Source organism: Pseudomonas sp. V88_4 (genome assembly GCF_029967985.1).
Lineage (GTDB): Bacteria > Pseudomonadota > Gammaproteobacteria > Pseudomonadales > Pseudomonadaceae > Aquipseudomonas > Aquipseudomonas glycinae.
In genome coordinates, this window is sequence record NZ_JASCAF010000034.1 from 103,276 (window position 1) to 128,770 (window position 25,495).

27 protein-coding genes are annotated in these 25,495 nt (G+C 62.0%); 18 read left to right on the forward strand and 9 right to left on the reverse strand.

Features of this window, described 5'->3' with window-relative positions; all coding sequences use genetic code 11:
• The first annotated feature begins 5 nt into the window (after positions 1–5).
• Positions 6–932: a universal stress protein gene (locus QLG12_RS11965; RefSeq protein WP_197867680.1), complete on the forward strand. Its 927-nt coding sequence runs from the start codon at positions 6–8 to the stop codon at positions 930–932.
• A 15-nt stretch (positions 933–947) separates the two neighbouring features.
• Here the strand turns inward: QLG12_RS11965 and QLG12_RS11970 are convergent, their stop codons facing one another.
• Positions 948–1,499, reverse strand: a complete 552-nt coding sequence (locus tag QLG12_RS11970; RefSeq protein ID WP_282474573.1) for a cytochrome b — start codon at positions 1,497–1,499, stop codon at positions 948–950.
• 205 nt (positions 1,500–1,704) lie between these two features.
• On the opposite strand from QLG12_RS11970, the gene QLG12_RS11975 reads away from it, so the two are divergent.
• The 7 genes from QLG12_RS11975 to QLG12_RS12005 are packed head-to-tail and all read left to right on the forward strand — an operon-like array spanning position 1,705 to position 7,999.
• Positions 1,705–2,382 carry a thermostable hemolysin gene (locus QLG12_RS11975; RefSeq protein WP_282474574.1) on the forward strand — a complete coding sequence of 226 codons (678 nt, stop codon included), beginning with the start codon at positions 1,705–1,707 and terminating at the stop codon, positions 2,380–2,382.
• A complete protein-coding gene (locus QLG12_RS11980) occupies positions 2,372–3,853 on the forward strand; it encodes an AMP-binding protein (protein ID WP_236195066.1) in 1,482 nt (493 codons plus the stop codon). The genes QLG12_RS11975 and QLG12_RS11980 overlap by 11 nt, the downstream gene beginning before the upstream one ends.
• A complete protein-coding gene (locus QLG12_RS11985; RefSeq protein WP_282474575.1) occupies positions 3,850–4,524 on the forward strand; it encodes an iron-containing redox enzyme family protein in 675 nt (224 codons plus the stop codon). The genes QLG12_RS11980 and QLG12_RS11985 overlap by 4 nt, the downstream gene beginning before the upstream one ends.
• The gene (locus tag QLG12_RS11990; protein ID WP_282474576.1) at positions 4,511–5,320 is read left to right on the forward strand and encodes an SDR family oxidoreductase; all 810 of its coding nucleotides are present in this window, start codon (positions 4,511–4,513) and stop codon (positions 5,318–5,320) included. The genes QLG12_RS11985 and QLG12_RS11990 overlap by 14 nt, the downstream gene beginning before the upstream one ends.
• Positions 5,317–5,961: a tetratricopeptide repeat protein gene (locus QLG12_RS11995; RefSeq protein ID WP_282474577.1), complete on the forward strand. Its 645-nt coding sequence runs from the start codon at positions 5,317–5,319 to the stop codon at positions 5,959–5,961. Before QLG12_RS11990 ends, QLG12_RS11995 begins: the two co-directional genes overlap by 4 nt.
• Before the next feature lie 11 nt (positions 5,962–5,972).
• Positions 5,973–6,635: a response regulator gene (locus QLG12_RS12000; RefSeq protein WP_064379489.1), complete on the forward strand. Its 663-nt coding sequence runs from the start codon at positions 5,973–5,975 to the stop codon at positions 6,633–6,635.
• Positions 6,632–7,999 carry an ATP-binding protein gene (locus QLG12_RS12005; protein ID WP_282474578.1) on the forward strand — a complete coding sequence of 456 codons (1,368 nt, stop codon included), beginning with the start codon at positions 6,632–6,634 and terminating at the stop codon, positions 7,997–7,999. The genes QLG12_RS12000 and QLG12_RS12005 overlap by 4 nt, the downstream gene beginning before the upstream one ends.
• A 21-nt stretch (positions 8,000–8,020) precedes the next feature.
• Here the strand turns inward: QLG12_RS12005 and QLG12_RS12010 are convergent, their stop codons facing one another.
• Both QLG12_RS12010 and QLG12_RS12015 read right to left on the reverse strand, forming a co-directional pair.
• Positions 8,021–9,283, reverse strand: coding sequence for an MFS transporter (locus tag QLG12_RS12010; RefSeq protein ID WP_197867672.1), 1,263 nt, complete (start codon positions 9,281–9,283; stop codon positions 8,021–8,023).
• A 98-nt stretch (positions 9,284–9,381) separates the two neighbouring features.
• Positions 9,382–10,269 carry a LysR family transcriptional regulator gene (locus tag QLG12_RS12015; protein WP_039767081.1) on the reverse strand — a complete coding sequence of 296 codons (888 nt, stop codon included), beginning with the start codon at positions 10,267–10,269 and terminating at the stop codon, positions 9,382–9,384.
• A gap of 133 nt (positions 10,270–10,402) precedes the next feature.
• Between QLG12_RS12015 and QLG12_RS12020 the strand changes: the two genes are divergently transcribed.
• Both QLG12_RS12020 and QLG12_RS12025 read left to right on the forward strand, forming a co-directional pair.
• A complete protein-coding gene (locus QLG12_RS12020) occupies positions 10,403–12,055 on the forward strand; it encodes a GMC family oxidoreductase N-terminal domain-containing protein (protein ID WP_282474579.1) in 1,653 nt (550 codons plus the stop codon).
• Positions 12,056–12,202: 147 nt separating this feature from the next.
• Entirely contained in the window at positions 12,203–13,825 is a 1,623-nt protein-coding gene (locus QLG12_RS12025) for an MFS transporter (RefSeq protein WP_197867670.1), read from the forward strand.
• 49 nt (positions 13,826–13,874) lie between these two features.
• Here the strand turns inward: QLG12_RS12025 and QLG12_RS12030 are convergent, their stop codons facing one another.
• On the reverse strand, positions 13,875–14,243 hold the full coding sequence (locus QLG12_RS12030; protein ID WP_064379499.1) for a DUF427 domain-containing protein: 369 nt from the start codon (positions 14,241–14,243) through the stop codon (positions 13,875–13,877).
• A 154-nt stretch (positions 14,244–14,397) separates the two neighbouring features.
• Positions 14,398–15,804, reverse strand: a complete 1,407-nt coding sequence (locus tag QLG12_RS12035; protein ID WP_282474580.1) for a serralysin family metalloprotease — start codon at positions 15,802–15,804, stop codon at positions 14,398–14,400.
• Positions 15,805–16,081: 277 nt separating this feature from the next.
• Here QLG12_RS12035 and QLG12_RS12040 point away from each other — a divergent pair, with 277 nt between their 5' ends.
• Both QLG12_RS12040 and QLG12_RS12045 read left to right on the forward strand, forming a co-directional pair.
• On the forward strand, positions 16,082–18,025 hold the full coding sequence (locus tag QLG12_RS12040) for a DNA topoisomerase III (protein WP_197867667.1): 1,944 nt from the start codon (positions 16,082–16,084) through the stop codon (positions 18,023–18,025).
• Between the two features lie 47 nt (positions 18,026–18,072).
• On the forward strand, positions 18,073–18,576 hold the full coding sequence (locus QLG12_RS12045) for a GNAT family N-acetyltransferase (protein WP_197867666.1): 504 nt from the start codon (positions 18,073–18,075) through the stop codon (positions 18,574–18,576).
• Positions 18,577–18,588: 12 nt separating this feature from the next.
• Here QLG12_RS12045 and QLG12_RS12050 read toward each other — a convergent pair whose 3' ends face one another.
• Positions 18,589–18,960, reverse strand: a complete 372-nt coding sequence (locus QLG12_RS12050) for a hypothetical protein (RefSeq protein WP_248742013.1) — start codon at positions 18,958–18,960, stop codon at positions 18,589–18,591.
• 127 nt (positions 18,961–19,087) lie between these two features.
• Here QLG12_RS12050 and QLG12_RS12055 point away from each other — a divergent pair, with 127 nt between their 5' ends.
• Positions 19,088–19,417: a hypothetical protein gene (locus tag QLG12_RS12055; RefSeq protein WP_011334739.1), complete on the forward strand. Its 330-nt coding sequence runs from the start codon at positions 19,088–19,090 to the stop codon at positions 19,415–19,417.
• A 72-nt stretch (positions 19,418–19,489) separates the two neighbouring features.
• Here the strand turns inward: QLG12_RS12055 and cynR are convergent, their stop codons facing one another.
• A complete protein-coding gene (cynR, locus tag QLG12_RS12060; RefSeq protein WP_282474581.1) occupies positions 19,490–20,368 on the reverse strand; it encodes a transcriptional regulator CynR in 879 nt (292 codons plus the stop codon).
• Positions 20,369–20,488: 120 nt separating this feature from the next.
• Between cynR and cynS the strand changes: the two genes are divergently transcribed.
• The 3 genes from cynS to QLG12_RS12075 all read left to right on the forward strand — a co-directional run bounded on the left by cynS (position 20,489) and on the right by QLG12_RS12075 (position 21,945).
• A complete protein-coding gene (gene cynS / locus QLG12_RS12065; protein ID WP_236195077.1) occupies positions 20,489–20,953 on the forward strand; it encodes a cyanase in 465 nt (154 codons plus the stop codon).
• An 83-nt stretch (positions 20,954–21,036) separates the two neighbouring features.
• Positions 21,037–21,273, forward strand: a complete 237-nt coding sequence (locus tag QLG12_RS12070) for a DUF2790 domain-containing protein (RefSeq protein ID WP_085654243.1) — start codon at positions 21,037–21,039, stop codon at positions 21,271–21,273.
• Positions 21,274–21,285: 12 nt separating this feature from the next.
• Positions 21,286–21,945, forward strand: coding sequence for a carbonic anhydrase (locus QLG12_RS12075; protein WP_007950573.1), 660 nt, complete (start codon positions 21,286–21,288; stop codon positions 21,943–21,945).
• Between the two features lie 48 nt (positions 21,946–21,993).
• Here QLG12_RS12075 and QLG12_RS12080 read toward each other — a convergent pair whose 3' ends face one another.
• Positions 21,994–23,496 (reverse strand): aldehyde dehydrogenase family protein, encoded by a 1,503-nt coding sequence (locus QLG12_RS12080; protein WP_236195079.1) that lies wholly within the window; start codon positions 23,494–23,496, stop codon positions 21,994–21,996.
• Positions 23,497–23,565: 69 nt separating this feature from the next.
• Positions 23,566–24,474: a glutaminase B gene (gene glsB / locus QLG12_RS12085; RefSeq protein WP_064379522.1), complete on the reverse strand. Its 909-nt coding sequence runs from the start codon at positions 24,472–24,474 to the stop codon at positions 23,566–23,568.
• Between the two features lie 241 nt (positions 24,475–24,715).
• Between glsB and QLG12_RS12090 the strand changes: the two genes are divergently transcribed.
• Entirely contained in the window at positions 24,716–24,919 is a 204-nt protein-coding gene (locus QLG12_RS12090; protein ID WP_007950576.1) for a hypothetical protein, read from the forward strand.
• Positions 24,920–24,976: 57 nt separating this feature from the next.
• Complete coding sequence (locus tag QLG12_RS12095) at positions 24,977–25,492, forward strand: DoxX family protein (RefSeq protein WP_236195080.1); 516 nt, start codon at positions 24,977–24,979, stop codon at positions 25,490–25,492.
• The last annotated feature ends 3 nt before the right edge of the window (positions 25,493–25,495 follow it).

A 25,495-nucleotide genomic window follows, 5' to 3' on the forward strand; every position in this document is an offset into this window, starting at 1 on the left:
TCGTCATGTCAGAACAACCGCGTTACATGCTGGTCGCCTCACCCCTGATGGAAAACAACCCTGCCTTCGATCGTGCGGCGGCACTGGCCAAGGCGGCGGGCGCGGCCCTGCACATCGTGGCTTTCGATTATCTGGAAGGTCTGGCGACCGCCAGCATGGTCAACGAGCAAGCACTGGAACAGATGCGAATCGGCTATATCGAGCGTCATCGTCAGTGGCTCGAAGAACGGGCGCATTCGATGCGCAAGCTCGGGGTCACCGTCACCACGGAAGTGGTGTGGGTGGAACGACCCTTACAGGAAATCCTCATTCACCTCAAAGAACAGCCCATGGCGGCGCTGATCAAGGCGCTGGAGCCGGAATCGTTCCTGTCACGGTTGATGTTCACCCCGCTGGATATTCACCTGCTGCGCGAATGCCCGGTGCCGCTGCATTTCGTCAGCCACGTCGGGCATGCCCTGCCGCGCAAGATCCTGGCCGCCGTGGACCCGTTCCACCGTGACGGGCAGTACGCCGGCTTCAACGACCGGATCCTGCGCGAGGCCGCCAAACTGGCCAGCCTGTGCAATGCCGAACTCGATGTGCTGTATGCCCATGATCTGTCATCGATCAGCGCCGACGAATTCGGCTTCGACAATGCCTCGGCGTTTTTCTCCTCCAGCGCCGCCAAGTCCCTGTTCGATGCCCAGGCCGAGGCGTTCCGCGAACTGGCCGAACGCAATGGCATTCCGGACGAGCGCCAGCACATGGTCATGGGCAACCCGGCCAAGGTGCTCTGCAGTTACGCAGGCGGGTATGACATCGACATGATCGTAATGGGCCGCGTCGGCCATCGTGGCGCAGGCCGGCTGGTCGGCAGCACGGTAGAACACCTGCTGTACAAGATTCCGTGCAGCGTATGGGTGGTAGCGCCGGAGAACCTGCCTGACTGAGCAGGCTCCCGCGCCTCAGGAGCGATTGCGCCCGCCCAGCATCCGGTCAAGGGTATCGTCACCGACCCAGTAATTATGGAACAGCCCGGCAGCGGCGTGCAGGCCGATCAGCCAATAGCCCGCACTGCCCAGCAGTTCATGCCAGTACTTGATCTGCTTGGCCAGGTCCGGATCGACCGCCACCGGCGCCGGCACATGAAAGCCAAAGTACGGAAACGGTTTGTCGCCGGCCGCGAGCATCAGCCAGGCCAGCACCGGAGTGGCGATCATCAGCCCATACAGGGCCAGGTGCATCAGGTGCGCGATTGCCGTCTGCCAGGCAGGCGGTTTCGGGGTGATCGGCGGACGCGGCGTCAGGCGGCCAAACAGGCGCACCCACACCAGGACGAAAATGCTCGCGCCGAAAATCCCGTGCAATCCCATTAACAGGCCTCGCGCTTCGCTGCCTCGGGGCATGAAGCCTTTGATTTCAACGCAGGCATACACGCCGACGAACAGCGCCAGCATCAGCCAGTGCAAGGTGATCGACAGTTTTCCATAACGGGGTGCGGCCATGTCGCGGGTCATAAGTGCCTCGTGATTGTTGTGAGCGACAGCCGACTCGTTCGGCTGTCTCGATCCGGTTGCCGGGCGAACCGACGATGTCACCCTGCCGGGGAAGTCTTAAGACAATCTGAAGATTCGGTATTCGCTAAGCTTTTTTCACCTTCAGACTTCGTTAAGAAATGGCTCGGATACTCCACTCAAACCTATTGAGGGAGGCGTTCAGCCCATGCCCGATTCTGACTGGAATATTCCCCTGCCCCTGCGTTTTGGCCAAGGCGAAACACCGCAGATGCAACTGTCGAGCGCCCAACCCGGCGACGCTCAACGGGAAGCGTTCGAAGCGTTCATTCAACAACGCTTTCGCAAGGCCCACGGCGCCGATATCCGCCATTTCATGCCCGAACTGTTTGGTGTGCACAACGACGGCGGCGAACTGTGCGCGGTGGCCGGGGTACGTCGTGCGCACCTTGAACCGCTGTTTCTTGAACGCTACCTGGATGAGCCGATCGAGCCGTTGATCAGCGCAGCCGCCGAGCGTCCGGTGGAGCGCAGCGCGATTGTCGAAGTCGGCAACCTTGCGGCCAACGACACCGGCAGCGCACGTCTGAGCATCATTGCCATCACTTACCTGTTGGCCATGGGCGGTCTGGAATGGGTGACCTTCACCGGCAATATCGGACTGGTCAACAGCTTCCATCGCCTGGGTCTGAAACCCGTGACACTGTGCGCCGCCGACCCGGAACGCCTGGGCGATGACCGGCACCACTGGGGCAGTTACTACGAAAGCAAACCCTGGGTGCACGTGGGCAATATCCGCGCCGGTTTCATCCATCTGCGCAACATCGGTCTGTTCAGCCGGCTGAAATTGCCGACGTCTATCGAAGGAGCCTGCCATGTCGCTTGAACGGCAACGATTCCAGGAAACCCTGCGCAGCCATGCAGGACGCAATGACAACGCTTTGGCATTGTGGGGCGACACCCTGAAAGTCAGTTACACGACGCTGTACGCCGAGGTGATGTACCGCCAGCAACGCTTGCGCGATGAAAACGTGAAGGTCATTGCCCTGGCACTGGACAACGGTGTCGAGACCATACTCTGGGATCTGGCGGCGTTGTTTGAAGGCTTGACGTGCGTGACCCTGCCGCCGTTCTTCAGTCCGGCACAACGTGCCCATTGCCTGGAGCAAAGCCAGGCCGAACGGGTGATCGCTGAACCAGAGTTGGAGAGCGAACTGCTCGCCGCCGGTTATGAACAACGCGGTGAATTCTGGTGCCGCGCTTTTGAAGCCCCGAACCGTCTGCCCGTCGGCACCGCCAAACTGACGTTTACCTCCGGCACCACCGGTACACCGAAGGGCGTGTGCCTGAGCGCCGACAGTCTGCTGCGGGTTGCTCGGGAGCTGGAAGAGGCCAGCAAACCCACGGCACCCCAACATCACGTGGCGTTGCTGCCGCTGGCGATCCTGCTGGAGAACCTCGGCTGTTACGCGGCGCTGTACGCCGGTGCGACGCTGAGCGTGCCAAGCCAGAAAACCCTGGGCATCCAGGGCGCCAGCGGCGTCGACCTGCCGCGCTTGCTGGGCTGCCTGGCCCACCGGGCACCCGAGAGCCTGATCCTGGTGCCGCAATTGCTTTTGCTGTTGGTCAGCGCTGCCGAACAGAAAGCCTTCGATCCGCAATCGCTGCGTTTTGCCGCCGTCGGTGGCGCACGGGTTTCCGAGGATCTGCTGCACCGCGCGCAACGAATCGGCCTGCCGGTCTACGAAGGCTACGGCCTATCCGAGTGCGCCTCGGTGGTTTGTCTCAACCGGCCCGGGGCTCGGCGTCCGGGGAGCGTCGGGCGGCCCCTGCCCCATGTCGACGTGCGCCTGGCCGAAGACGGTGAGGTGTTGATCAAAGGCTCGACCCTGCTCGGCTACCTTGGCGAACCAGCGTACAGCGATGAGTGGTGGCCCAGCGGCGATCTGGGCGAGTTCGACCCGGAAGGTTTTCTCTACCTCAAGGGCCGCAAGAAGCATCAGTTCGTCACCAGTTTCGGCCGCAACGTCAACCCGGAATGGGTCGAGTCCGAACTGACCCAGCGTCAACACATCGCCCAGGCCTTTGTGTATGGCGAAGCCTTGCCGCACAACCACGCCCTGCTCTGGCCGCACCGTCCGGACTGCACCGATGCTCAACTGGCGGCCGCCGTCGCCGCTGCCAACGAGGCCTTGCCCGATTACGCCCAGGTGCATCACTGGACACGCCTCAAACAACCTTTCACGGCCGCCAACGGCCTGCTCACCGCCAACGGTCGCCCGCGCCGCGAGGCAATCGTCGCGCAGTACCGCGCCGTGCTTATCGAATCCGCCCTTTCCGAGGAATCCGCACCATGAGTTTTTTCGACACCCTGCAAGAAGCCACGCACCAGGAACGCCACGAGCTGTTCAATCTGCCGATCATCCTCGATGCGCTGCAAGGCAAGGTCAGCCTTGAAAGCTATCGCGCGTTTCTCGCCCAGGCCTACTACCACGTGCGCCACACCGTACCGCTGATGATGGCCTGTGGTGCACGCCTGCCGACGCACCTTGAATGGCTGCGCAAAGCCGTGTGCGAATACATCGAGGACGAATACGGCCACGAGCAATGGGTGCTCAACGACATCGAGGCCTGTGGCGGTGACCGTAACGCGGTGCGTGATGGCCAGCCGTCGCTGCCGATCGAGCTGATGGTCAGCTTTCTCTACGACCTGATCGCCCGGGGCAATCCGGTGGGTCTGTTTGGCATGGTCAACGTGCTCGAGGGCACCAGCATCGCCCTGGCCACCCATGCGGCGGGCAGCATCCGCGAACGTCTGGCCCTGCCGGAAACGGCATTCAGCTACCTCAGCTCCCACGGTTCGCTGGACATCGAGCACATGCAAACCTATCGCCGGCTGATGAATCAGCTGGAACATCCGGCCGATCAGGCGGCGGTGATCCATGCCTCGAAAGTCGTCTATCGGCTCTACGCCGACATGTTCCGCGGCCTGCCCCGTGACGCGGAGGCTCAACATGCAGCTGCATGAAGCCCGTGTGGTGTTGACCGGCGCCAGTGGTGGCATCGGACTGTCCATCACCCGTGCCCTGTGCGTAGCCGGTGCGCAGGTCCTGGCGGTCGCGCGGCATCAGGAATCGCTGCGCCCGTTGCTCGACCTTTACCCGCAGAACCTGTGCTGGGTCGCCGCCGATCTGACGTTCCTCAGCGACCGGCGCAAGGTGTTGGCCGCCGCCGAGGCCATCGGCGGCATCAACCTGCTGATCAACGCCGCCGGGGTCAATCACTTCGCAATGCTGGAACAGCTCGACGACAGCGACATCAACGCCATGCTGGCGGTGAACATCAGTGCGCCGATCTGCCTGACCAAACTGTTGCTGCCGCTGCTCAAGCAGGCCGACAGTGCCATGGTAGTCAACGTCGGCTCGACCTACGGGTCGATCGGCTATCCCGGTTATGCCAGTTACTGCGCGACCAAGTTTGCCTTGCGCGGATTTTCCGAGGCCTTGCGCCGAGAGTTGGCGGATACCCGGGTCGGTGTGTTGTACGTGGCGCCCCGCGCCACACGCACCGCCATGAACAGCCCCGCCGCCCAAGCCTTGAATGACGCACTCAAATCCAGCGTCGACGACCCGCAAGCCGTCGCGAATGCCGTGATCCATGCGATTGCCGGCGATCGCCGCGACCTCTATCTGGGCTGGCCGGAGCGCTTTTTCGTACGCCTCAACAGCTTGCTGCCGAATCTGGTGGATCGCGGTCTGCGCAAGCAATTGCCATTGATCCGTCGCCTGAGTGAAAAACCCGAGAACGAGACGCCAAAACCATGAATAAACTTCTCGCCTGTGTGCTGCTGGGCGCCCTCAGTCAAAGTGTCTGGGCGCTGGACGCCGCCGATCAGCAACGTCTCAGCAGCATCCAGCAGAGCTGGGCGCACATCCAATACGAGACCCCGGAAAAACAGCGGGCCGCTGCGTTTGAACAGTTGGCCGCCCAGGCAACGCACTTCGCCACCGAACGGCCGGCCGTCGCCGAGGCCTGGATCTGGAAAGGCATCGTCACCAGCAGTTGGGCCGGTGCCGAAGGCGGGCTCGGGGCCTTGGGCAAAGCCAAGGACGCCAAAGCCGATCTGGAAAAATCCCTGACCCTCGACCCCAAGGCATTGCAAGGTTCGGCCTACACCAGCCTTGCCGCGCTGTACGACCGGGTACCGGGCTGGCCGATCGGTTTCGGCGACAGCGACAAGGCCGAACAACTGCTCAAACAAGCCCTGCAACTCAACCCGGACGGCATCGACAGTCTGTACTTCTGGGGCGATCACCTTTACCGTCAAAAACGCTACGCTGAAGCCAAAGCAGCGCTGCTCAAGGCCCTGCAAGCCGCTCCTCGCCCAGGCCGGGAAAGTGCCGATGCCGGACGCCGCAAAGAGATCGCCGCGTTGCTGGTGGACGTGAACAAGAAACTCGACTGACAGGAGTCCGTGTGCGTTTATTACTGATCGAGGATGACGTGGCCCTCGGCGAGGGCATTCATCAGGCGCTGGGGCGCGAGGGCTACACCGTCGACTGGCTCAAGGACGGCAGCAGCGCCCTGCACGCCCTGCTCAGCGAAACCTTTGATCTGGCGGTTCTCGATCTCGGCCTGCCGCGCATGGATGGGCTCGAAGTCCTGCGTCGTCTGCGTGGCAGCGGTTCGAACCTGCCGGTGCTGATCCTCACCGCCCGTGATGCCACCGAAGACCGCATCGCGGGGCTGGACGCCGGCGCCGACGACTACCTGATCAAGCCCTTCGACCTGGCCGAGCTCAAGGCCCGTCTGCGCGCCCTGCTGCGACGCAGTGCCGGTCGCGCGCAGATGCTGATCGAACATGCCGGCATCAGCCTCAACCCCGGCACCCAGCAAGTCAGCTATCTGGGCCAACCGGTGGTGCTCACGCCCAAGGAATATCAGTTGCTGCACGAACTGCTCTCGCCGCCGGGTCGGGTCATGACCCGCGACCACCTGACACAACTGCTCTACGGCTGGAACGAAGAAGCCGAGAGCAACACGCTGGAAGTGCACATTCATCACCTGCGCAAGAAATTCTCCACCGACCTGATCCGCACCATTCGCGGCGTGGGTTATCTGGTGGAGGAGCGCCGATGACCTCGATCCGGCGCCGCACCCTGACCCTGATCATCGGCCTGATGCTCGCCGGTCTGACCGTGCTCAGCCTGTTCAACCTGCACGACAGCAATCACGAAATCGCCGAGGTCTACGACGCGCAACTGGCGCAGAACGCGCGCCTGCTGCAAGGCGTGATGCGCATGCCGTTGCCAGGGCAGGAACACGCGGATCTCTATCGGGCGTTCAACTCGGCATTGGCCGAGGCCGTGCCCAAAGGGGACGGCCATCCCTACGAAAGAAAACTCGCCTTTCAGGTCTGGAATGCCAAGGGCGAGGTCCTGGTGCACACCACCAGCGCGCCCTCCTTCAGCACGCCGCCAATCCAGCCAGGCTTCAGCGATGTGGTGGATTTGAACAAGCGCAACTGGCGGGCTTTTGTCCTGGAAGACAAACAGAACGGTTTGCGCATCTGGGTGGGTGAACGCGGTGACGTGCGAGCGGACCTGGTTGACCGGATTGTCCGCCATACCCTGTGGCCGAACGTGATCGGCAGCCTGATTCTTGCGGCAATGATCTGGCTGGCCATCGGCTGGGGGCTCAAGCCCCTGGCCAACATGGCGGCGACCCTGCGCGCCCGCCACAGCGGCGCCCTCGAACCGCTGCAACTGACGCCGCTGCCCAGCGAACTGGAACCGATGCAGGCAGCGCTCAACCGCATGCTTGCGCAAATCCAGGAAGTGCTCGGTCGCGAGCGCCGGTTCATCGCCGACGCAGCCCACGAAATGCGCACGCCGTTGGCGGTTCTACGGGTACATGCGCAAAACCTGCTGGAGGCCGGCACCGAGCAGGAGCGTCGCGAGTCACTCGAATTTCTGATCGCCGGGGTGGATCGCACCAGCCGGCTGGTCAATCAGCTATTGACCATGGCCCGCCTCGAACCCAAGGCCAACGCGCCTGCCAAACAACGCATCGACCTTGGCGACACTGTGCGCAACAGTCTGGTGCAACTCACGCCATGGCTGCTGAGCAAGCATCTGGAACTGGCCTTCGACGTCAACGACCAACCGTTCCCTGTGCTCGCCGATGCCGCCACCATCGACATTGCTCTGAACAACCTCATCACCAACGCCGCCAACTTCTCCCCGGAGCAAGGCGTGATCAGCGTGCAATTGACTCAGACCGACGGGTTTTACCATTTGAGCGTTGAGGATCAGGGGCCGGGTATCGATGAAGCGGATCGGGCTCGATTGTTCGAGCGGTTCTACAGCCGGGGCAATCCTCAGGGTGCCGGGCTGGGCCTGACCATCGTCAATACCATCGCTACCCGTCTGGGTGGGCGGATCACACTGGAAAACCGGGTCGAAGGTGGCCTGCGGGCGACGTTGTCGATTCCCGCCAGTTGAACAGGTCTTGCGCGCGTTGAGTCAGGACGCAACCATCGGCGGCGCCTTGCCTTGCAGGGCGATCGAGTCGGCATCGGAGCGCTGCACCGTCTCCGGCACTGCCAACCAAAGCAGCACCAGCGCCGCCATTGCCACCGCCGCCAGGGTCAGGAACGCAGCGCTGTAACCGGCCTCCTGAACCACAATCCCCGCCAGGCTGTTGCTCAATGCCGCGCCCAGACCGAACACCGTTGAAATCGCTCCGAGGCTGACATTGAAATGTCCGGTGCCCAGCGTCAGGTCTTTCACCACCACCGGAAACAGCGCGCCGAAAATCCCCGCGCCGATGCCATCGAGCAACTGCACCGAAACCAGCCACCACGGATCATTCGACAGCACATACAACACGCCGCGCAATGGCAGGATCAGAAACCCCGCCAGCAGCAACGGCTTGCGCCCCCACAGATCGGCCTTCGCCCCCACCAGCAGCGCGACCGGCACCATCACCAGTTGTGCCGCGACGATGCAGGCGGACGTGAGCGGCGTGGCCATCTGCAGATTGGCCTGCGCCAGCTTCTGACTCACCAGCGGCAACATCGCCGCGTTCGCCAGATGAAACAGCGCACAACAAATCGCGAACATCAGCAACGGTCGGTTGGTGAGCAATACGGAAAAGCCCGAAGGCTGCTTGCCCTGCCCCGTTTCGCTGGGTGAAAGACCTCGGGCGAGATCGTGGTCAATCGCATCTGCCGACACAAAGGAGACGGCAATCACGCTGGCCAGCGCCATGACCGCCATCAGATAAAACACGGCGACCGGGCCGAACAGGTACGCGGACAAACCGGCTAACAACGCAGCGCAGGCGTTGCCGGCATGGTTGAAGGTTTCGTTGCGCCCGGTCCTTCGCGTGAAGGCGCGCGGCCCGGTGATACCAAGCGTGATCGCGCAGATGGCGGGCGCGAAGATCGAAGCGGCAGCGGCACTGATCGCCTGTGTCAGGGCCACCAGACTGAATGACGTCACGAACGGCAGCAGCAGACAGCTTGCGGTGACCACCAGCGCGGCAATCGCAATGAGCGACCGTTTGAACCGCGTGCTGTCGACCAGCGCCCCTGCCGGGGTCTGCGTGATGAGCGCGGCGATCCCGGCAATGGTCATGACCAGACCAATGCTCGCCGGCTCCCAGTGGTGAACCGCCAGCAGGTAAATCGCCAAATAAGGCCCCAGGCCGTCACGCACGTCGGCGAGGAAAAAATTCAGGCTGTCGAGAGACAGGTTATTACGGCGATCGAGGTGAGTGGCCACGGGTAACGTCTTCGTTGTCGAGGTTCTGCGAGATGACTCAACCTCCGCAAATCGAATGACCTTTTGCCAAGCGTTTTAGTTGCATGAAACAGCCGTCTTTACTGGCCCATCAACAACTCGCGCTCGCCTTCGCACAACCCCACCACGTAATCCCAGACCACCCGCAACCGCACCGACTTGTGCAACTCGCGCCGCGTGCTGATCCAGTAGCTGCGCTCGATGCTCTCATCCGGCAACAGCGCCACCAGATCCGGATCCGACGCCGCCATGTAACAAGGCAGCACCGCAATCCCCAGCCCCGAGCGCGCCGCCTGCTGCTGCGCGATCACGCTGGTGCTGTGAAACACCACCCGTGGGTTGCGGCAGAAGCTGTTGAGGAACATCAGCTCCTGACTGAACAGCAGATCATCGACATAGCCGATCCACGCATGCCGGCCAAGATCCTCGCGGCTGCGCAATGGCGGCGCGTTGTCCAGGTAGGCGCGGCTGGCATAGAGCGCGAGTCGGTAGTCGGTGAGTTTGCGGGTGACCAGCATGTCCGCCGCCGGCCGTTCAAGGTGAATGCTGATTTCCGCCTCGCGGTTGAGGATGCTGACGAAGCGCGGCACCGCCACCAGTTCCACTTCCAGTCCCGGATAGCGTTCGAACAACCCGATCATGCGGCTGGCGAGAAACATGATGCCCAGGCCTTCGGTGACCCCGACGCGGATCTTGCCCAGCGGCGCCGTGGACTGGGTGATTTCCTCCTGGGCCAGCAGCGCGACGTTTTCCATGGCTTCGGCGTGTTTGAGCAGCGCCTCTCCCGCCGGGGTCATTTCGTAGCCTTGGGCGTGCTGGACGAACAGCGCGGTGCCGAGGCTTTTTTCAATGGCCTCGATGTGCCGGGCCACGGTGGCGTGAGTGGTGTTCAGGCGGCGGGCGGCAGTGAGCAAGCGCCCGCTGCGTTGCAACTCGAGAAAGAACCGCAGGTCGTTCCAGTCGAACATGGCTTGTCCTTGTCGGCTATCGTCAGGAAGCGCTGTTTGAAAACGCACAGCGGCTGCGCAAAAACTAACATTCTTTTGACGAAAGCTAACAACTAGGATGACCGACAACAAAAACAATAAGCGAGGTCAGGGAATGCAGACTTCCCTTGATGAATTCGATTACATCGTGGTCGGCGCCGGGCCGGCCGGGTGTTTGCTGGCCAATCGGCTGTCGGCCGATCCACAGCAGCGCGTGCTGTTGCTGGAAGCCGGCGGGCGAGACAACTATCCGTGGATTCACATCCCCGTGGGTTACCTGTTCTGCATCGGCAACCCGCGCACCGACTGGTGCTTCAAGACCGAAGAACAACCGGGCCTCAACGGCCGCGCGCTGAGTTATCCGCGCGGCAAGGTGCTGGGCGGCTGTTCGTCGATCAACGGCATGATCTACATGCGCGGCCAGGCCAACGACTACGACGGCTGGGCTGCCGAGGGCAATCCGGGCTGGGCCTGGAACGACGTGCTGCCGCTGTTCAAGCAGAGCGAAAACCACTTTGCCGGCGCAGCGGAATTCCATGGCGACAAGGGTGAATGGAGGGTCGAACGCCAGCGCCTGTCGTGGCCGATTCTCGATGCGTTCCGCAGCGCTGCCGAACAGAGCGGCATCGCCAGCATCGATGACTTCAACCAGGGCGACAACGCGGGATGCGGCTACTTTCAGGTCAATCAGAAGGCCGGTGTGCGCTGGAATGCGGCAAAGGCGTTTCTGAAGCCGATTCGCGATCGGGCCAATCTCACGGTGTTGACCGACATCGAGGTGGATCGAGTGCTGTTCGAGGACGGTCGCGCCTCGAAAGTCAGTGCCCGTTGGCAGGGTCAACAGAAGAATTTCAAGGCGCGCAAGGAAATCGTGTTGTGCGCCGGCTCCGTGGGCTCGCCGAGCATTCTGCAACGCTCCGGAATCGGGCCGCGTCCGCTGCTGGAAAAGCTCGGCATCGGCGTGGTGCATGAATTGCCGGGCGTCGGCGGCAACCTGCAGGATCACCTGCAACTGCGCCTGATCTACAAACTGGAAAACGCCCGCACCCTCAACCAGATCGCCGGCAGCGTGTGGGGCAAGATGGGCATGGGCCTGCGCTATCTGTATGACCGCAGCGGGCCGTTGTCGATGGCGCCGAGTCAGTTGGGCGCGTTTGCCCGCTCGGGGCCCGAACAGACTTCGGCCAATCTCGAATATCACGTGCAGCCGCTGTCGCTGGAGCGCTTTGGCGAACCGTTGCACAGCTTCCCCGCGTTCACCGCGTCGGTGTGTGATTTGCGGCCGCAGAGCCGGGGGCGGGTCGAGATTCGCTCCGCCGATCCACAAACCGCGCCGCTGATTCAACCCAATTACCTCAGCCATCCCGAAGACCTGCGCGTGGCCGCCGATGCGATTCGCCTGACCCGGCGCATCGTCAGCGCCCCGGCCCTGCAAGCTTTCAACCCGGTGGAGTACCTGCCGGGCGCCAGCCTGCAGACCGAAGAACAGCTGCACGAAGCGGCGGCGAAGATCGGCACGACGATTTTCCATCCGGTCGGCACTTGTCGGATGGGCAACGATGCGGACGCGGTGGTCGACGCACAGTTGCGCGTGCACGGCGTACCGGGGCTGCGGATTGCCGATGCGTCGATCATGCCGCGCATTACCTCGGGCAACACCTGTTCGCCTACGCTGATGATTGCCGAGAAAGCGGCACAGCTGATTCTCAACCCCGCAACTGTAAACACAACCCCTGTGGGAGCTGGCTTGCCAGCGATGACGGAGTGACATTCAACAATGATGTCGGCTGATTAACCGCCATTGCCAGCAGGCTGGCTCCCACAAGGGGCATATTTGATTCAAGGACATCGCGCATCACCCGGACACGCAACACCAGTGGAAACAACAAAAACAATCACTGTGAGGGATACCGATATGTCAGAACACGTTCAGCCACTGGATGCCGTGCGCAGCACGGACGCCAGCCCCGATACTCGAAAGGTCATCTTCGCCTCGTCCCTGGGGACGGTGTTCGAGTGGTATGACTTCTTTCTCTACGGCGCCCTGGCGGCGGTCATCAGCAAGCAGTTTTTCGCCGGGGTCAACGACACCACGGCGTTCATCTTCGCGCTGATGGCGTTCGCCGCAGGCTTCATCGTGCGGCCGTTCGGGGCGTTGGTGTTCGGTCGGTTGGGGGACATGATCGGGCGCAAATACACATTCCTGGCGACCATCATCCTGATGGGCGTTGCGACGTTCGCCGTGGGCCTGCTGCCGACCTACGCCAGCATCGGCATCGCCGCACCGATCATTCTGGTGGTGCTGCGCATGCTTCAGGGCCTGGCCCTCGGCGGCGAGTACGGCGGCGCCGCGACTTACGTGGCAGAACATGCGCCGATCGGCAAACGCGGTTTCCACACCAGCTGGATTCAATCCACCGCGACCCTCGGTCTGCTGCTGTCGCTGCTGGTTGTGCTCGGTTGCCGCTACTTCACCGGCGATCAATTCGAAGTCTGGGGCTGGCGCATTCCGTTCCTGCTGTCGATCGTGCTGCTGGGCATTTCCACCTGGATTCGCCTGAGCCTGCACGAGTCGCCGGCCTATCTGAAAATGAAAGAGGAAGGCAAGGCCAGCAAGGCGCCGATTCGCGAATCCTTCGGCAAGTGGGAAAACCTCAAGGTCGTGCTGATCGCGCTGTTCAGCATCAACGCCGGCCAGGCGGTGACTTTTTACGCGGCGCAGTTCTACGTGCTGTTCTTCCTCACCCAGTTCCTGAAAATGGACCCGGCGGTGGCCAACAGTCTGCTGATCATCAGCGTGGTGATCGGCGCGCCGTTCTTCATCATTTTCGGCTGGCTGTCGGACAAGGTCGGACGCAAACCGGTGCTGATGCTCGGCCTGCTGCTGGCCACGGCGCTGTACTTCCCGATCTTCAAGTCCCTGGCCCATTACGCCAACCCGGCCATCGACCACGCCAGCCGTCAGGCACCGATCACCGTGGTGGCTGACCCGGCGACCTGCACCTTCCAGTTCGACCCGGTGGGCAAGGCCAAATTCGACAGCCCGTGCGACAAGGTCAAGACCTTCCTGGTCAAGCAAGGCCTGCCCTACTCCAGTGTCGCCGCCCCGGCGGGAAGCACGGTGCAAGTAAGCGTCGGCGATGTGAAACTCGACGGCTTCGACGAAGCAGCCTTACGCGGCGCCATCACCCTCGCCGGTTATCCGCAACAGGCTGACATGCAGCAGATCAACAAACCGATGATCGTGGCCCTGATCGTCGGCCTGATCATCATCTCCGCCATGTGCTACGGCCCGCTCGCGGCGCTGATGGTCGAACTGTTCCCGACCCGCATCCGCTACACCTCGATGTCCCTGCCGTACCACATCGGCAACGGCTGGTTCGGTGGTTTCCTGCCGACCGTGTCGTTTGCGCTGGTGGTGTACACCGGGGATATTTTCTACGGGTTGTGGTACCCGGTGCTGATTACCGGGGTGAGCCTGGTGGTGGGGATGATCTGTCTGCGTGAGACGAAGAATATCGATCTGGACAAGAACTGATTGGTAGACGTGTGGCGGGGGCGCAATGCCCTCGCCACCCTGCGGAATTTCAGACCTCCGCCTCCAGCAACTCAAACTTCACCTGATCGGGATAAAACGCCACATAGTCCTTGATCTGGCTGACCGAAATCTTCGGATTTTCGTACGTCCACACCGCATTCGCCCCCTCATGCCCCGGCACTTGCAGACTGAAATAGTTGGCATCGCCCTTGTACGGGCAGTAGGTGGTGTGGTCGGTGCGGGCGAAGTATTTTTCGTCGATATCCTCGCGCGGGATGTAGTAGACCGGCGGGTAATTGGCTTCGAGCAGCACCAGCGCCCGGGCTGAGGCGGCGACCTGTATGCCGTGGAATTTCACAAGCAGACAGCCTGGTTGCTCGGCGATGGTGATGACGGGACTGGGACCGGACGTTTTCATCGGTTTCTCCTGACGGCGGCGAAGACACCGGTTCAGGTATAACCCATGCGGAGGAATCTCGTCGGGTTCGCAGCCGAACGGCTTTTCCGTTCACAAAAAAACCGCAGCCTGCGAAGGACTGCGGTTTTTTCGTTTCAGATTTTCCGTTTTCAGATCAAGCGACGATATCGGTCGCCACGGCCTGCCCCACCACACCCACGGCGAAGTCCACCGAACCCTGGCCCGTGAGGTCGATCATCAGGCTGGTCTGGTTGGTCTGTTCGAAGTAGGTGAGGATCGCATCGCCCGCGTGCCCGGTAAAACCACTGACGAAGTTCAGCGTGGCCGCGCCAGTGGCAAATCCTGCGGTACCGGACAGGTCAATCTTGTCCAGGCCGCTGGTGAAATCCATGATCCAGTCCGGCGCAGTCATGGTCGAGTCGCTGGCCGCGCCGAACACGAAGGTGTCTGCGCCTTCACCGCCCCATAACGAATCACCGCCGCCACCGCCGTAAATGATGTCGTTGCCGGCACCGCCGATCAGATCGTTGGCCGCCGCGTTGCCGATCAGCAGGTCATTGCCCGAACCGCCCATGGCGTTTTCCACGGTCACGCCGTGGGCGATGGACACGTTGCCCACCAGACCGCCGACGTCGGAGAACGAACCTTCGTTGAGGTTGATCTTCTGGTTCTGGCTGAAGCCGGAGAAATCCAGGGTGTCGTTACCACCGCCATCCCACACCGAGAACACCACTTTGGAGGTGTTCGAGGTGGCGCTGTAGAAATCGCGATCGGCGTTGGAGTTGAAGCCGTAAACGGTGTTGTCGGCACGGGTTTCGAAGTTGGCGCCGTAGAGTTTCTGCACCGCGACGATATCGTCCATCAACGGTGCCGAGGCGTAGGCGCCGCTGCCGTCCTTGCTGAAGTTCTGGTCGGTGTTGGCTTCGCTCCAGTAGCTCATCAGGCTGTAGCCACGGGTGTCTTCGGCGTATTTGGCGTCGCCGTAGGTCGGGTTGCCGTTGCCGGCGTTGTAGGCGCCCGGGTGCGACAGGCCGAGGGTGTGGCCGATTTCGTGGGTCAGGGTCTGACGTCCGTAGTTGTTGGTGTCGGGGGTCTTGTTGACCTGATATTGATCGTTGATCAGGTACCACGACTGGCCGTCGTAGCTGCTGCCCTGCGGCAGGTAGGCGAACGCCGCGCCACCCGTGCTGACGTCGTAGTTGCCGAAGGTCATGTGACCGTCGCCGCCCTTGCCCTCGGTGAAGGTCACGTTGGCCACGTCCGACCACGACTGCATCGCCAGCACGGCCTGGGCTTTCTGCTGGGCGCTGAACTCGCTGAAGTTGCCGAGCTTCGGGTTGTAATTCGACGGTTTGTCGGTCAGGAACGTGTAGGTCAGATCAATCTTGCCGTCGGCATTCTTGTCCTGCCACGACATGCCCTTTCGCAGGATTTCGTCAGCGGCCTGGTCGGCGGTGAACGACGGTTTGCCATTGACGCTGCCGGTGCCCCGGTCGTACAGGTGGCTGAAAGTGTCGACGGCGGTGAAGGCGCTGCTGGCCTGGGAGGAAGGTTGAGACATGGTGTACGTCCTTGTTTCTGAAGAGTCAGTGTCAGACAGAAAAACGGCGATCTTCTGGCGAGATCGTCCTGTCACTCGCCTTGTCAGGCAGATTGAACCTGCCACAGCCGCCAACGGGGGCGCTAATCAATTTCTCGATAGCGTCCCGGATTGCCCCGACGTGGCTGTCATGACCGGCAATCTTTTTATCTGTATATCCATACAGATAAAAGTTGCCCGAATGCCCGAGTCAGGCCATCCTGTGCGCCTCTTCGGGCAATAATCGACGACGGTGGTTATGCGGCTGTACCTCTGTGAAAAACCCTCCCAGGCCAAGGACATTGCGGCCGTGCTCGGCGCAAAGCGTCGGGGCGACGGCTGCTGGCTGGGAACGGATGTCACGGTGACCTGGTGCATCGGCCACTTGCTGGAAACCGCCCCGCCGGACGCCTACGACGCCAGATACAAGCGCTGGGTGCTGGCCGATCTGCCGATCATTCCGGACAAATGGAAAATGACCGTCAAGCCGCGTACCGCCAGCCAGTACAAGGCGGTCAAGCGCCTGCTCGGCGAGGCCAGCGAACTGATCATCGCCACCGACGCCGACCGTGAAGGCGAGATGATCGCCCGTGAGCTGGTCGAGCATTGCCGCTATCGCGGGCCGATCCGCCGCTTGTGGCTCTCGGCGCTGGACGAGGCGTCGATTCGCAAGGCGTTGGCGGCACTTAAACCGGGCGCCGAAACCTTCAGCCTGTACCACTCGGCATTGGGGCGCTCGAGGGCGGACTGGCTGATCGGGATGAACATGAGTCGCCTGTTCACCCTGCTCGGCCGGCAATCGGGCTATCAAGGCGTATTGCCGGTGGGCCGGGTGCAGACACCGACTCTGCGACTGGTGGTGGATCGCGACCGCAGCATCGCCGATTTCGTGCCGGTCGCGTACTGGGCCATCGACGTGCAACTGCTGCAGAACCGCACGCCGTTCACGGCGCAATGGCGTGCGCCAAACGATGCCTGTGACGATCAGGACCGCTGCCTCAATCAAGCCCTCGCTCAGCAAGCAGCCGCCGCAATCAGCAGCGCTGCCAGCGCCCGGGTGATCAAGCTGCGCACCGAACGCATGCGCGAAGTGGCGCCCCTGCCCTTCGATCTGGGCACCTTGCAGGAAGTCTGCTCGAAGAAGCTCGGCCTCGGCGCCCAGGAAACCCTCGACATCGCCCAGGCCCTCTACGAAACCTACAAAGTCATCACCTACCCGCGCAGCGACTGCGGCTATCTGCCCCTGAGCCAGCACAGCGAGGCGCCGGGGATTCTCGCGGCGTTGCGCCAGGCCGACCCGAGCCTCGAAGCGCTGCGCGAGCATCTGGAGCCACAGCGCCGCTCCCGCGCCTGGAACGACGCCAAGGTCAGCGCTCACCACGGCATCATTCCGACCGCTGCCGCGAAAAACCTGGAGCGCCTGACCGGCAAGCACCGCGCGGTCTACACGCTGATTCGCGCGCGGTATCTGGCGCAGTTCCTGCCCAATCACGAATACGACCGCACCCAGGCCGATTTCGATTGCGCCGGGGAAGCCTTGCGCGCCGTCGGCAAGCAGATCATCGAGCCGGGCTGGAAACGCGCGTTGCCAGAAGCGCTGGCCCCGGCCAAGGGCCGTGAAGCCCCCGCGCCACAAACACTACCGACACTGACCCAGGGTGCCGAATGCGCCGTGGCAGACGTGAAGCTCAAGGACCTGTGGACGCAACCGCCCAAGCCCTACACCGAAGGTGATCTGATCAAGGCGATGAAGAACGTCGCCAAACTGGTGGAGGATCCGCTGCTCAAGCAGAAACTCAAGGACACCACCGGCATCGGCACCGAAGCTACCCGCGCGTCGATCATTCAAGGGTTGCTGGATCGCGGCTATCTGGTGAAGAACGGCAAGGCGCTGTCCGCCACGCCCGCCGCGTTCAGCCTGATCGACGCCGTTCCGCGCGCGATTGCCGACCCCGGCACCACGGCGATCTGGGAGCAGGCGCTGGACATGGTGCAGAGCGGCGAAATGAGTCTTGAAGAGTTCGTTACCAAACAGGCCGCGTGGATGAGCAAGCAAGTCACCCGATGTGCCGGGCTGAGTCTGACCATCAGCGGCCCGCCACCTGCCGGCAAGGCCGCTGCGCCATGGAAGAACAAACGCAAGTCCACTCGGCGCAAAGCCACCGGTACCAGTAAACGCTCAGCGAAACCGGCGGCCAAATAGCCCGTTGCACGCTACTGTTTCAGCAGTGATGGTCAGGAGGCAGCGGCATGTCGGTCATCGAACTGCGCGTCGCCCGGCGCGACGAACTGGACACCCTCGAAAACCTGATGCAGTTCTACACCTACGACTTCAGCGAGTGGTTGCCGCTGAAGCTGGGCGGGCATGGTTTCTTCCCGATCCAGTTGAAGGACGATTACTGGCGCCAGCCGGCGACCCGGCCATTCCTGATCCACGTCGACGGTGAACTGGCGGGGTTCGTGACCGTGGATGACCACCTACTCATCGAAGGCGCCGACTACAACATCGGCTATTTCTTCGTCAGCCGGCGCTGGCGTGGCCAAGGCGTCGCGCAGTTTGTCGCCTCTGCCCTCTTGAGCCACCTGCCCGGTCGATGGCAGATTTTCCATGTCGATGCCAACCTGCCTGCACAGCGGTTCTGGGCCCGGCTCATCCCCGAGCTGAGCGGCGGCGACTTTACCCGCCAGACCAGAACCGTGGACGGCTATCCCTGCACGTTCTACTGCCTGCGCAGCCTTTCTCCCGCTGCCTGAAGACCTCCTTTTTCATTCCAGAATGACTTTGTCCGACAATATGTAGTGACCAAAAATAATCACTACAAAACCGTTGACGGCGTCGTTTGGCTTTTGCATGATGCAGACGTCTCCCCGATCGGGAGCACTGGCAACACGCTTGAGCAAGCTCGTCTGACCGCCGAGCTGTTTTTTCCGGATACACGCTGCCCACAAGGCAGATTGAAGAAGCTGACCTGGCCTGAACGTCCAGTACAAGGACGAGAAGCGCTGGCGAAAATTCTCAAGACGCTTGTGGTCGACCCTGAAAACGTCGTCAAGGAGCCTCCCGGTTTTCGCTGCTTCTCCTCGTTGTGACGCTATTGCGTAGCAGTTATTCAACACGACTACATGCAACAGACGCATGACCCCGTACTTCACACGGGCGACCGCTGACGTCCTGGTTTCGGTGCCAGGGATCAACTAACCGATGGGCTACCTGTATTAGCGAATCAACTTTGAAAGATCACCAGACTGGTCAAGGGGCAATATCATGAATCTGAACAATCAACCTACTATCGAAGAACTGGCTCGTATGTTCGCTGCGCAAAAAGACAGCCACGACAGCCATATTCTGTGGATCAGCAAGTCGGGTCAGGTCCATATCGACTGCCTGTCGCCCCATGCTGGTGAAGAAGAGTTCGACCGGAACAACCAGAACCTGCTGGCCCGCCTGAAGATGTACCGCCGCGGCCACGGCTACGTTGGCAAGAAAGCCGCGGCCGACAAGGACTTCATCGGTAATGTTCTGCAAACGCTGAAACAGGCGTGGGACTCGATGCAGAACAACAACGAAGTTCGGGTGATTGATCGGTTCTGCTAAGTTAAAACTTCAATAAACAAAGGGCCTGCTTCGAAAACGAAGCAGGCCCTTTTTATTGCTCGCAAAAAAAGCTCATGAACGAGTTTCCAGCACGAGCTTCATGAACGCCTCAGCCGCCGCACTGTGATAGTTATTCTTGCGCCGCAATAACGCGGCTCCCCGCTGCGGCGCCTCGCTTTCGACATGCAACCGGCGCAACGCCCGGTCCTCGGTCGCAATCGCCTCCGGCAATATGGTCGCAATCGGCGCATGCCGGATTACTTCCAGCAACGTACTCACCGAATTCACCTCGATCTGCACCTTGGGCGTGATGCCGTGCTGACGGAAATACTCGTCAATCGATAGCCGCGTGATGAAATCCGGCGCCAGCAAGGCGAAATCCAGCTGCGCAATGTCATCCGGGGTCAGCACCGATGAGCTGTCGTACAGCGGATGCTCGCGCCCGACCATCACCCCCAACGTCTCGACAAATGCCGGAATGCATTCAATGTCCGGATTGCGCACCGGCGTGAAGGCAATCGCGATATCCAGCGAGTCATCCGCCAGCCCGGCCTCGATGTCGTCCATCGACAACTCGAAAATCTCCAGGTGAATCCCCGGATACCGCGCCACGTAATCGCGCACCAGCGGCCCAACCAGATACGCCATGAACGTCGGGGTCATGGCCAGGCGCAGTGAGCCTCGGGACAGGTCCTTCACGTCATGCAACGCGCGCTTGCCCGCCTCCAGCTCCACCAGTACCCGTCGTGCGCATTCGATATAGGCCTGGCCGGCGTCAGTGGGTTTGACCGAGCGCGAGGTGCGGTCGAACAGATCCACCCCGAGGCTTTCTTCCAGTTGGCGGATCTGTTGCGACAAGGTCGGCTGCGACACGTGCAGCGCCTCGGCCGCCCGGGTGAAGCCGCCGTGATCGGCCACGGCCAGCAGGTATCGCAAATGTCGCAGCAGCATGGGACGCTCCATCTATAGGCAGTACTTATGCTTGGCATTGTATATCGGTCTTGGACGCTATGGATCAATCGGCAGAAGATGAATCCCACACAGCAAGCCAACCCCGAAAGGAGAAGCACCATGCAATCCCAAGCCTACAATGATAGCCGCATCGCCCTGACCACCCGCGTCCTGGATGCCAAGGCACAGAAGAACCTGTCGTGGCAGGATCTGGCCGACGGCACCGGCCTGAGCCTGGCCTACGTCACCGCCGCCCTCCTCGGCCAGCATCCACTGCCAAAAGCTGCTGCCGAAGTGGTCGGCGACAAGCTTGAGCTGAGCGCCGCAGACGTCGCCGCCCTGCAAATCATCCCGCTGCGCGGCAGCCTCGACGGTGTGCCGACCGACCCGACCATCTACCGCTTCCACGAGATGATCCAGATCTACGGCACCACCCTGAAGGCGCTGGTTCACGAGCAGTTCGGCGACGGCATCATCAGCGCGATCAACTTCAAGCTCGACATCAAGAAAGTCGAAGACCCTGAAGGTGGTTCCCGCGCCGTGGTCACCCTCGACGGCAAGTTCCTGCCACTGCGTCCGTTCTGATCCCTCCGGGCCCGTACACCGCGTACGGGCCTTACCAAACCTGAATTGCCATGTCATCACCACACCTGTCTGGAGGCTGCCCCATGCAAAAAATTCTGTTGACCCTGGCCCTGCTCGCCGGTCTTGCCGCCCAGGCCCAGGCTGATGAAGAGGCCGTCGCCTACCGCTACGGCATGTCTTTGGATATCGCTGAAGTCGTGAGCATCACCCCGGTCGCTGACGTCTGCGGCGTAGTACCGGTCGAGATGACTTACCTCGACAGCCACGGCGCAAAACACATTCTTCAATACAGCGAATTCGGCACCGGCTGTTCGAACTGAGAGGACTACACCATGAAAAACCTGATCGAAGGCTTCCTGAAGTTCCAGAACGAAGCGTTTCCACAACGCACCGAGCTGTTCAAACACCTGGCGACGACTCAAACCCCGGGCACCTTGTTCATCACCTGCTCCGACAGCCGCGTCGTCCCGGAACTGCTGACCCAGCAAGAGCCCGGCGAGCTGTTCGTGATCCGTAACGCCGGCAATATCGTGCCGTCCTACAGCCCGCATCCGGGCGGGGTCTCGGCAACGGTGGAATACGCGGTAGCCGTGCTCGGCGTGACCGACATCGTGATCTGCGGCCACTCCGATTGCGGCGCGATGACCGCCATCGCCCAGTGCAAATGCATGGATCACCTGCCCGCCGTCAGCGGCTGGCTGCAACACGCCGAGTCGGCGAAAGTGGTCAACGAATCGCGGCCGCACGCCAATGACGCCGCCAAACTGAGTTCGATGGTGCGGGAAAACGTGATCGCGCAGCTGGCGAACATCCAGACTCACCCGAGCGTGCGCCTGGCCCAGGAGAAAGGCCTGCTGAATCTGCATGGCTGGGTGTACGACATCGAGACCGGCTCGATCGACGCGCTGAGTGCCGACCGTCGCACTTTCGTCTCGCTGGCCGAGCAACCGTCGACGTGCGCGGTGTACGGTCAGGCAGTCGATGCGGCTTGAAAACACAACGCCGCGCCCGTCATTGCGACGGGCGCGGCGTTGTTCTGTTCAGCGTTTTACGCCCAGATCGATTTGCGTCATGCGGCTGCGAACGGTGAACACACCGTCGCCGGAGAGGATCGCGCTGCGGGCAAACAACCGGCCGCTTTCCCAGTTCGAAAGACCCAGTTCCGGCTTGTTCAGCGCGTACTGGCCATCGACCCAACGGGTGATCCCGTTGCCCACGAACGGCGCATTGACCGCGCTGTAGAAACGTTCCTGAACCGCTGCATCTTCGCTGATCAACGACACCGTGAATTGCGGGCTGTAGCGATTGAACAACGCGATGGCCTGATCCAGATCGTCGACGATCATCAGGCTGGTTTCCGGGGTTTCTTCCCATTCCCACTCGCGGCCCAGTTGCGCTTCCGGCAGCGGCTCGGCCAGGGCTTCGGTCTGGTAACCCTCGGCGCGATAGACCTCGACCGTCGCGTTCTGCCATTCGCTCGGCAGGTAGCGTTCGCTGCCTTCGACGATATGCAATTTGCAGCCCTGACCACGCGCGGTGCCGGCCTGCTGCAAGGCGTCGAGGAACAGCGGCACCAGTTCGGCGGCACGGTCGCGCTGGATCAGGCAGACGTTCAACGTGTTGCAGACTTTGCGGTCCAGCGAGTTGCGCACCACAGCAGCGAAGCGTTTGGCGTCGGCATCGCGGTCGGCGATCAGCCACGCGCCACCGGTACCGTGCAGGCTGACAGCGGTGCCGGCCTGCTGGGCGATGCTGCCCAATTGGCTGACCGCACGGCCCGAACCACGGGCCACCGCCAGCGACAGACGCCGGTCGGCGAACATCGCCCAACCGGCGGCGTGGTTGACGCTCTCCACCAGCGACACCGCACCCGCCGGCAAACCGGCATCGGCCAGCGCCGGGTTCAGGGCGTGGGTGACGATGGCTTGCGCGGTGCCCAGCGCATCGCTGCCAATCCGCAGCACGGCGGTGTTGCCGGTACGCAGAACGCCAGCGGCGTCAGCGAAGACGTTCGGCCGACCTTCGAACACGAACGCGACGATGCCCAATGGCGACACCACCTGCTCGACCTTCCAGCCGTCGTGCTCGACGCTGCTGATTACCTTGCCGCGTGTGGCCGGCGCATCACGCCAGGCGCGCAGGCCGGCGATCATGTCGCGGCGCATGCGCTCGTCGGCGAGCAACCGGGTAGTGGAACGACCGCGCGCCTTGGCCCGTTCGATGTCGGCGAGGTTGGCGATTTCGATCAGTGCCCAGGCGTCCGGGTTTTCCAGACGTTGGGCAAACAGATCGAAGAAGCGACTGATGGCCTCATCCGGCACAGCGGACAAAGCGGTAAACGCCGCCGCTGCACGCTCGATCGCCACCGATGCAGCCTGCTGATCCACCACCGGAATCAGCAACAGCTCGCCGCTCACCTGCTCCACCAGCAGGTGGTCGCCGGGTCGGAAACGCTCGGCCAGTTCGGGGCTGACCACGGTGACGCGGTTACCGGCGAAAGGGATAGGCGTGCCAGCGACGAGACGTTCGAGCGCGAGAGACATGGAGCGGATTCACCATATTGAGGGCGGCCGGAAAATGTATAGGTTGGCCTCCCTCAAAGCAACACGGCCTCAGAACACCGACCAGCCAATCCGCGAGCTGAGCATTTCCAGCGCCGCCATCCCCGCCAGCGAGTTGCCCGCCGTGTTCAGCTCCGGCGACCACACGCACACCGTGAACTGCCCCGGCACCACTGCAACGATGCCGCCACCGACGCCGCTCTTGCCCGGCAGGCCGACACGATAGGCGAAGTTGCCGGCCTCGTCGTAAAGGCCGCTGGTGGCCATGATCGAGTTGACTTGCTGGGTCTGGCGTCGGCTGAGGATCTGCTCGCCGCTGTGTTTGCAGAAACCGTCGTTGGCCAGGAAGCAGAATGCCCGGGCCAGGTCGATGCAGCTCATGCGCAACGCGCAGTGGCTGAAATAGCTGCGCAACACCGCCTCAACGTCATTGTGGAAATTGCCGAAGGATTGCATCAGGTACGCCATCGCCGCGTTGCGCGCGCGGTGCTGGTATTCGGAGTCGGCGACCTTGCCGTCGACCATCACCTGCGGGTTGCCCGACAGCCGCCGCACGAAGTCGCGCATCGACAAGGCCGGTGCGGCAAAGCGTGACTGGTTGATGTCGCAGATCACCAGCGCCCCGGCATTGATGAACGGATTGCGCGGACGACCGCGTTCGAACTCCAGCTGCACCAGCGAGTTGAACGGCTGGCCGGACGGCTCGTGGCCCAGGCGTTCCCAGATCGCCTCGCCGGAATGTTCGATGGCCTGCACCAGGCTGAACACCTTGGAAATACTCTGCACCGAGAACGGCGTCTCGGCATCGCCGGCGCAATACATCTCGCCGTCATTGCCATATACGGCAATGCCCAATTGATTGGCCGGCACAGTGCCGAGGGCAGGAATGTAGTCAGCCACTTTGCCCTGCCCGATCAGGGGCCGAACCGCGTCAAGGATCTCGTTCAACAGCGCTTGCATGCCGGGTCTCGAAGTCTCGCCCCATGGGATTGCGGGGACACCGTGGCTAGACGCTGCGCCCGGCGATCGAATCACACCGGCGCTGTGTATCGCACTGTGTACGGCCCGACGCCCGACACATCCCGCGCACAAATCCGGCCCTTCGCGACACATCCGCGATACAGCCCGACGTTCAAATGAACCTGTCGATCGGCAGCCCCGATCAAGCCTTTGAACTCACCTATCGCATCGGAGATTCACCATGACCAAGCTCTCGAAAACCTCCCTGACTCTCGGCCTGCTGCTTGCCGGTGGCCTGGCCCTGTCCAACGCGGCTTCGGCTTCTGAAGCGTTCAGCGTCAAGCAACTGGATCACGGCTACAGCCAGACCCAGGCCAAGGCCGACTCGGCGGAAAAAACTTCGGAAGGCAAATGCGGCGAAGGCAAGTGCGGCGCCGGCGAATAAGCCTTTTCGCGGGGCACGTCGGTGCCCCGTTTTCTTTTGAATGAATGGAGCCTTGCCATGACCACAGCTCTCTCGTCGGCCGTCAAAGGCCTGCATGTGAACCTTGACCGCGCCGGCCAGTGGCTCGCGCCGCTGACCTTGCGCCTGTTCATCGCCTGGGAATTTTTCGAATCGGGGCTGGAGAAATTCAACGGCCAGAACTGGTTCGAAGACATTCAGGAGCGGTTCCCGTTTCCCTTCGACCACTTGCCCGCCACGCTGAACTGGGAACTGTCGATGTGGGCCGAGCTGATCTGCGCGCTGGCGATCCTCATCGGATTCGGCACGCGGATTTCGGCGATTTCGCTGATTGTCGTGACCGTCGTCGCCACCGCTGCCGTGCACTGGCCAGCGGACTGGTCATCGTTGAGTGAGCTGGCCCAGGGCTACGCGATCACCAACAAGGGCTTCGGCAACTTCAAGCTGCCGGCGATCTACCTCGCTGCGCTGGTGCCGCTGGTATTCGCCGGTGCCGGCAAGTTGAGCGTGGATGCGTGGCTGGCGCGGTTTTTCTGGAAACGCGCCAGCCGCTGAGGA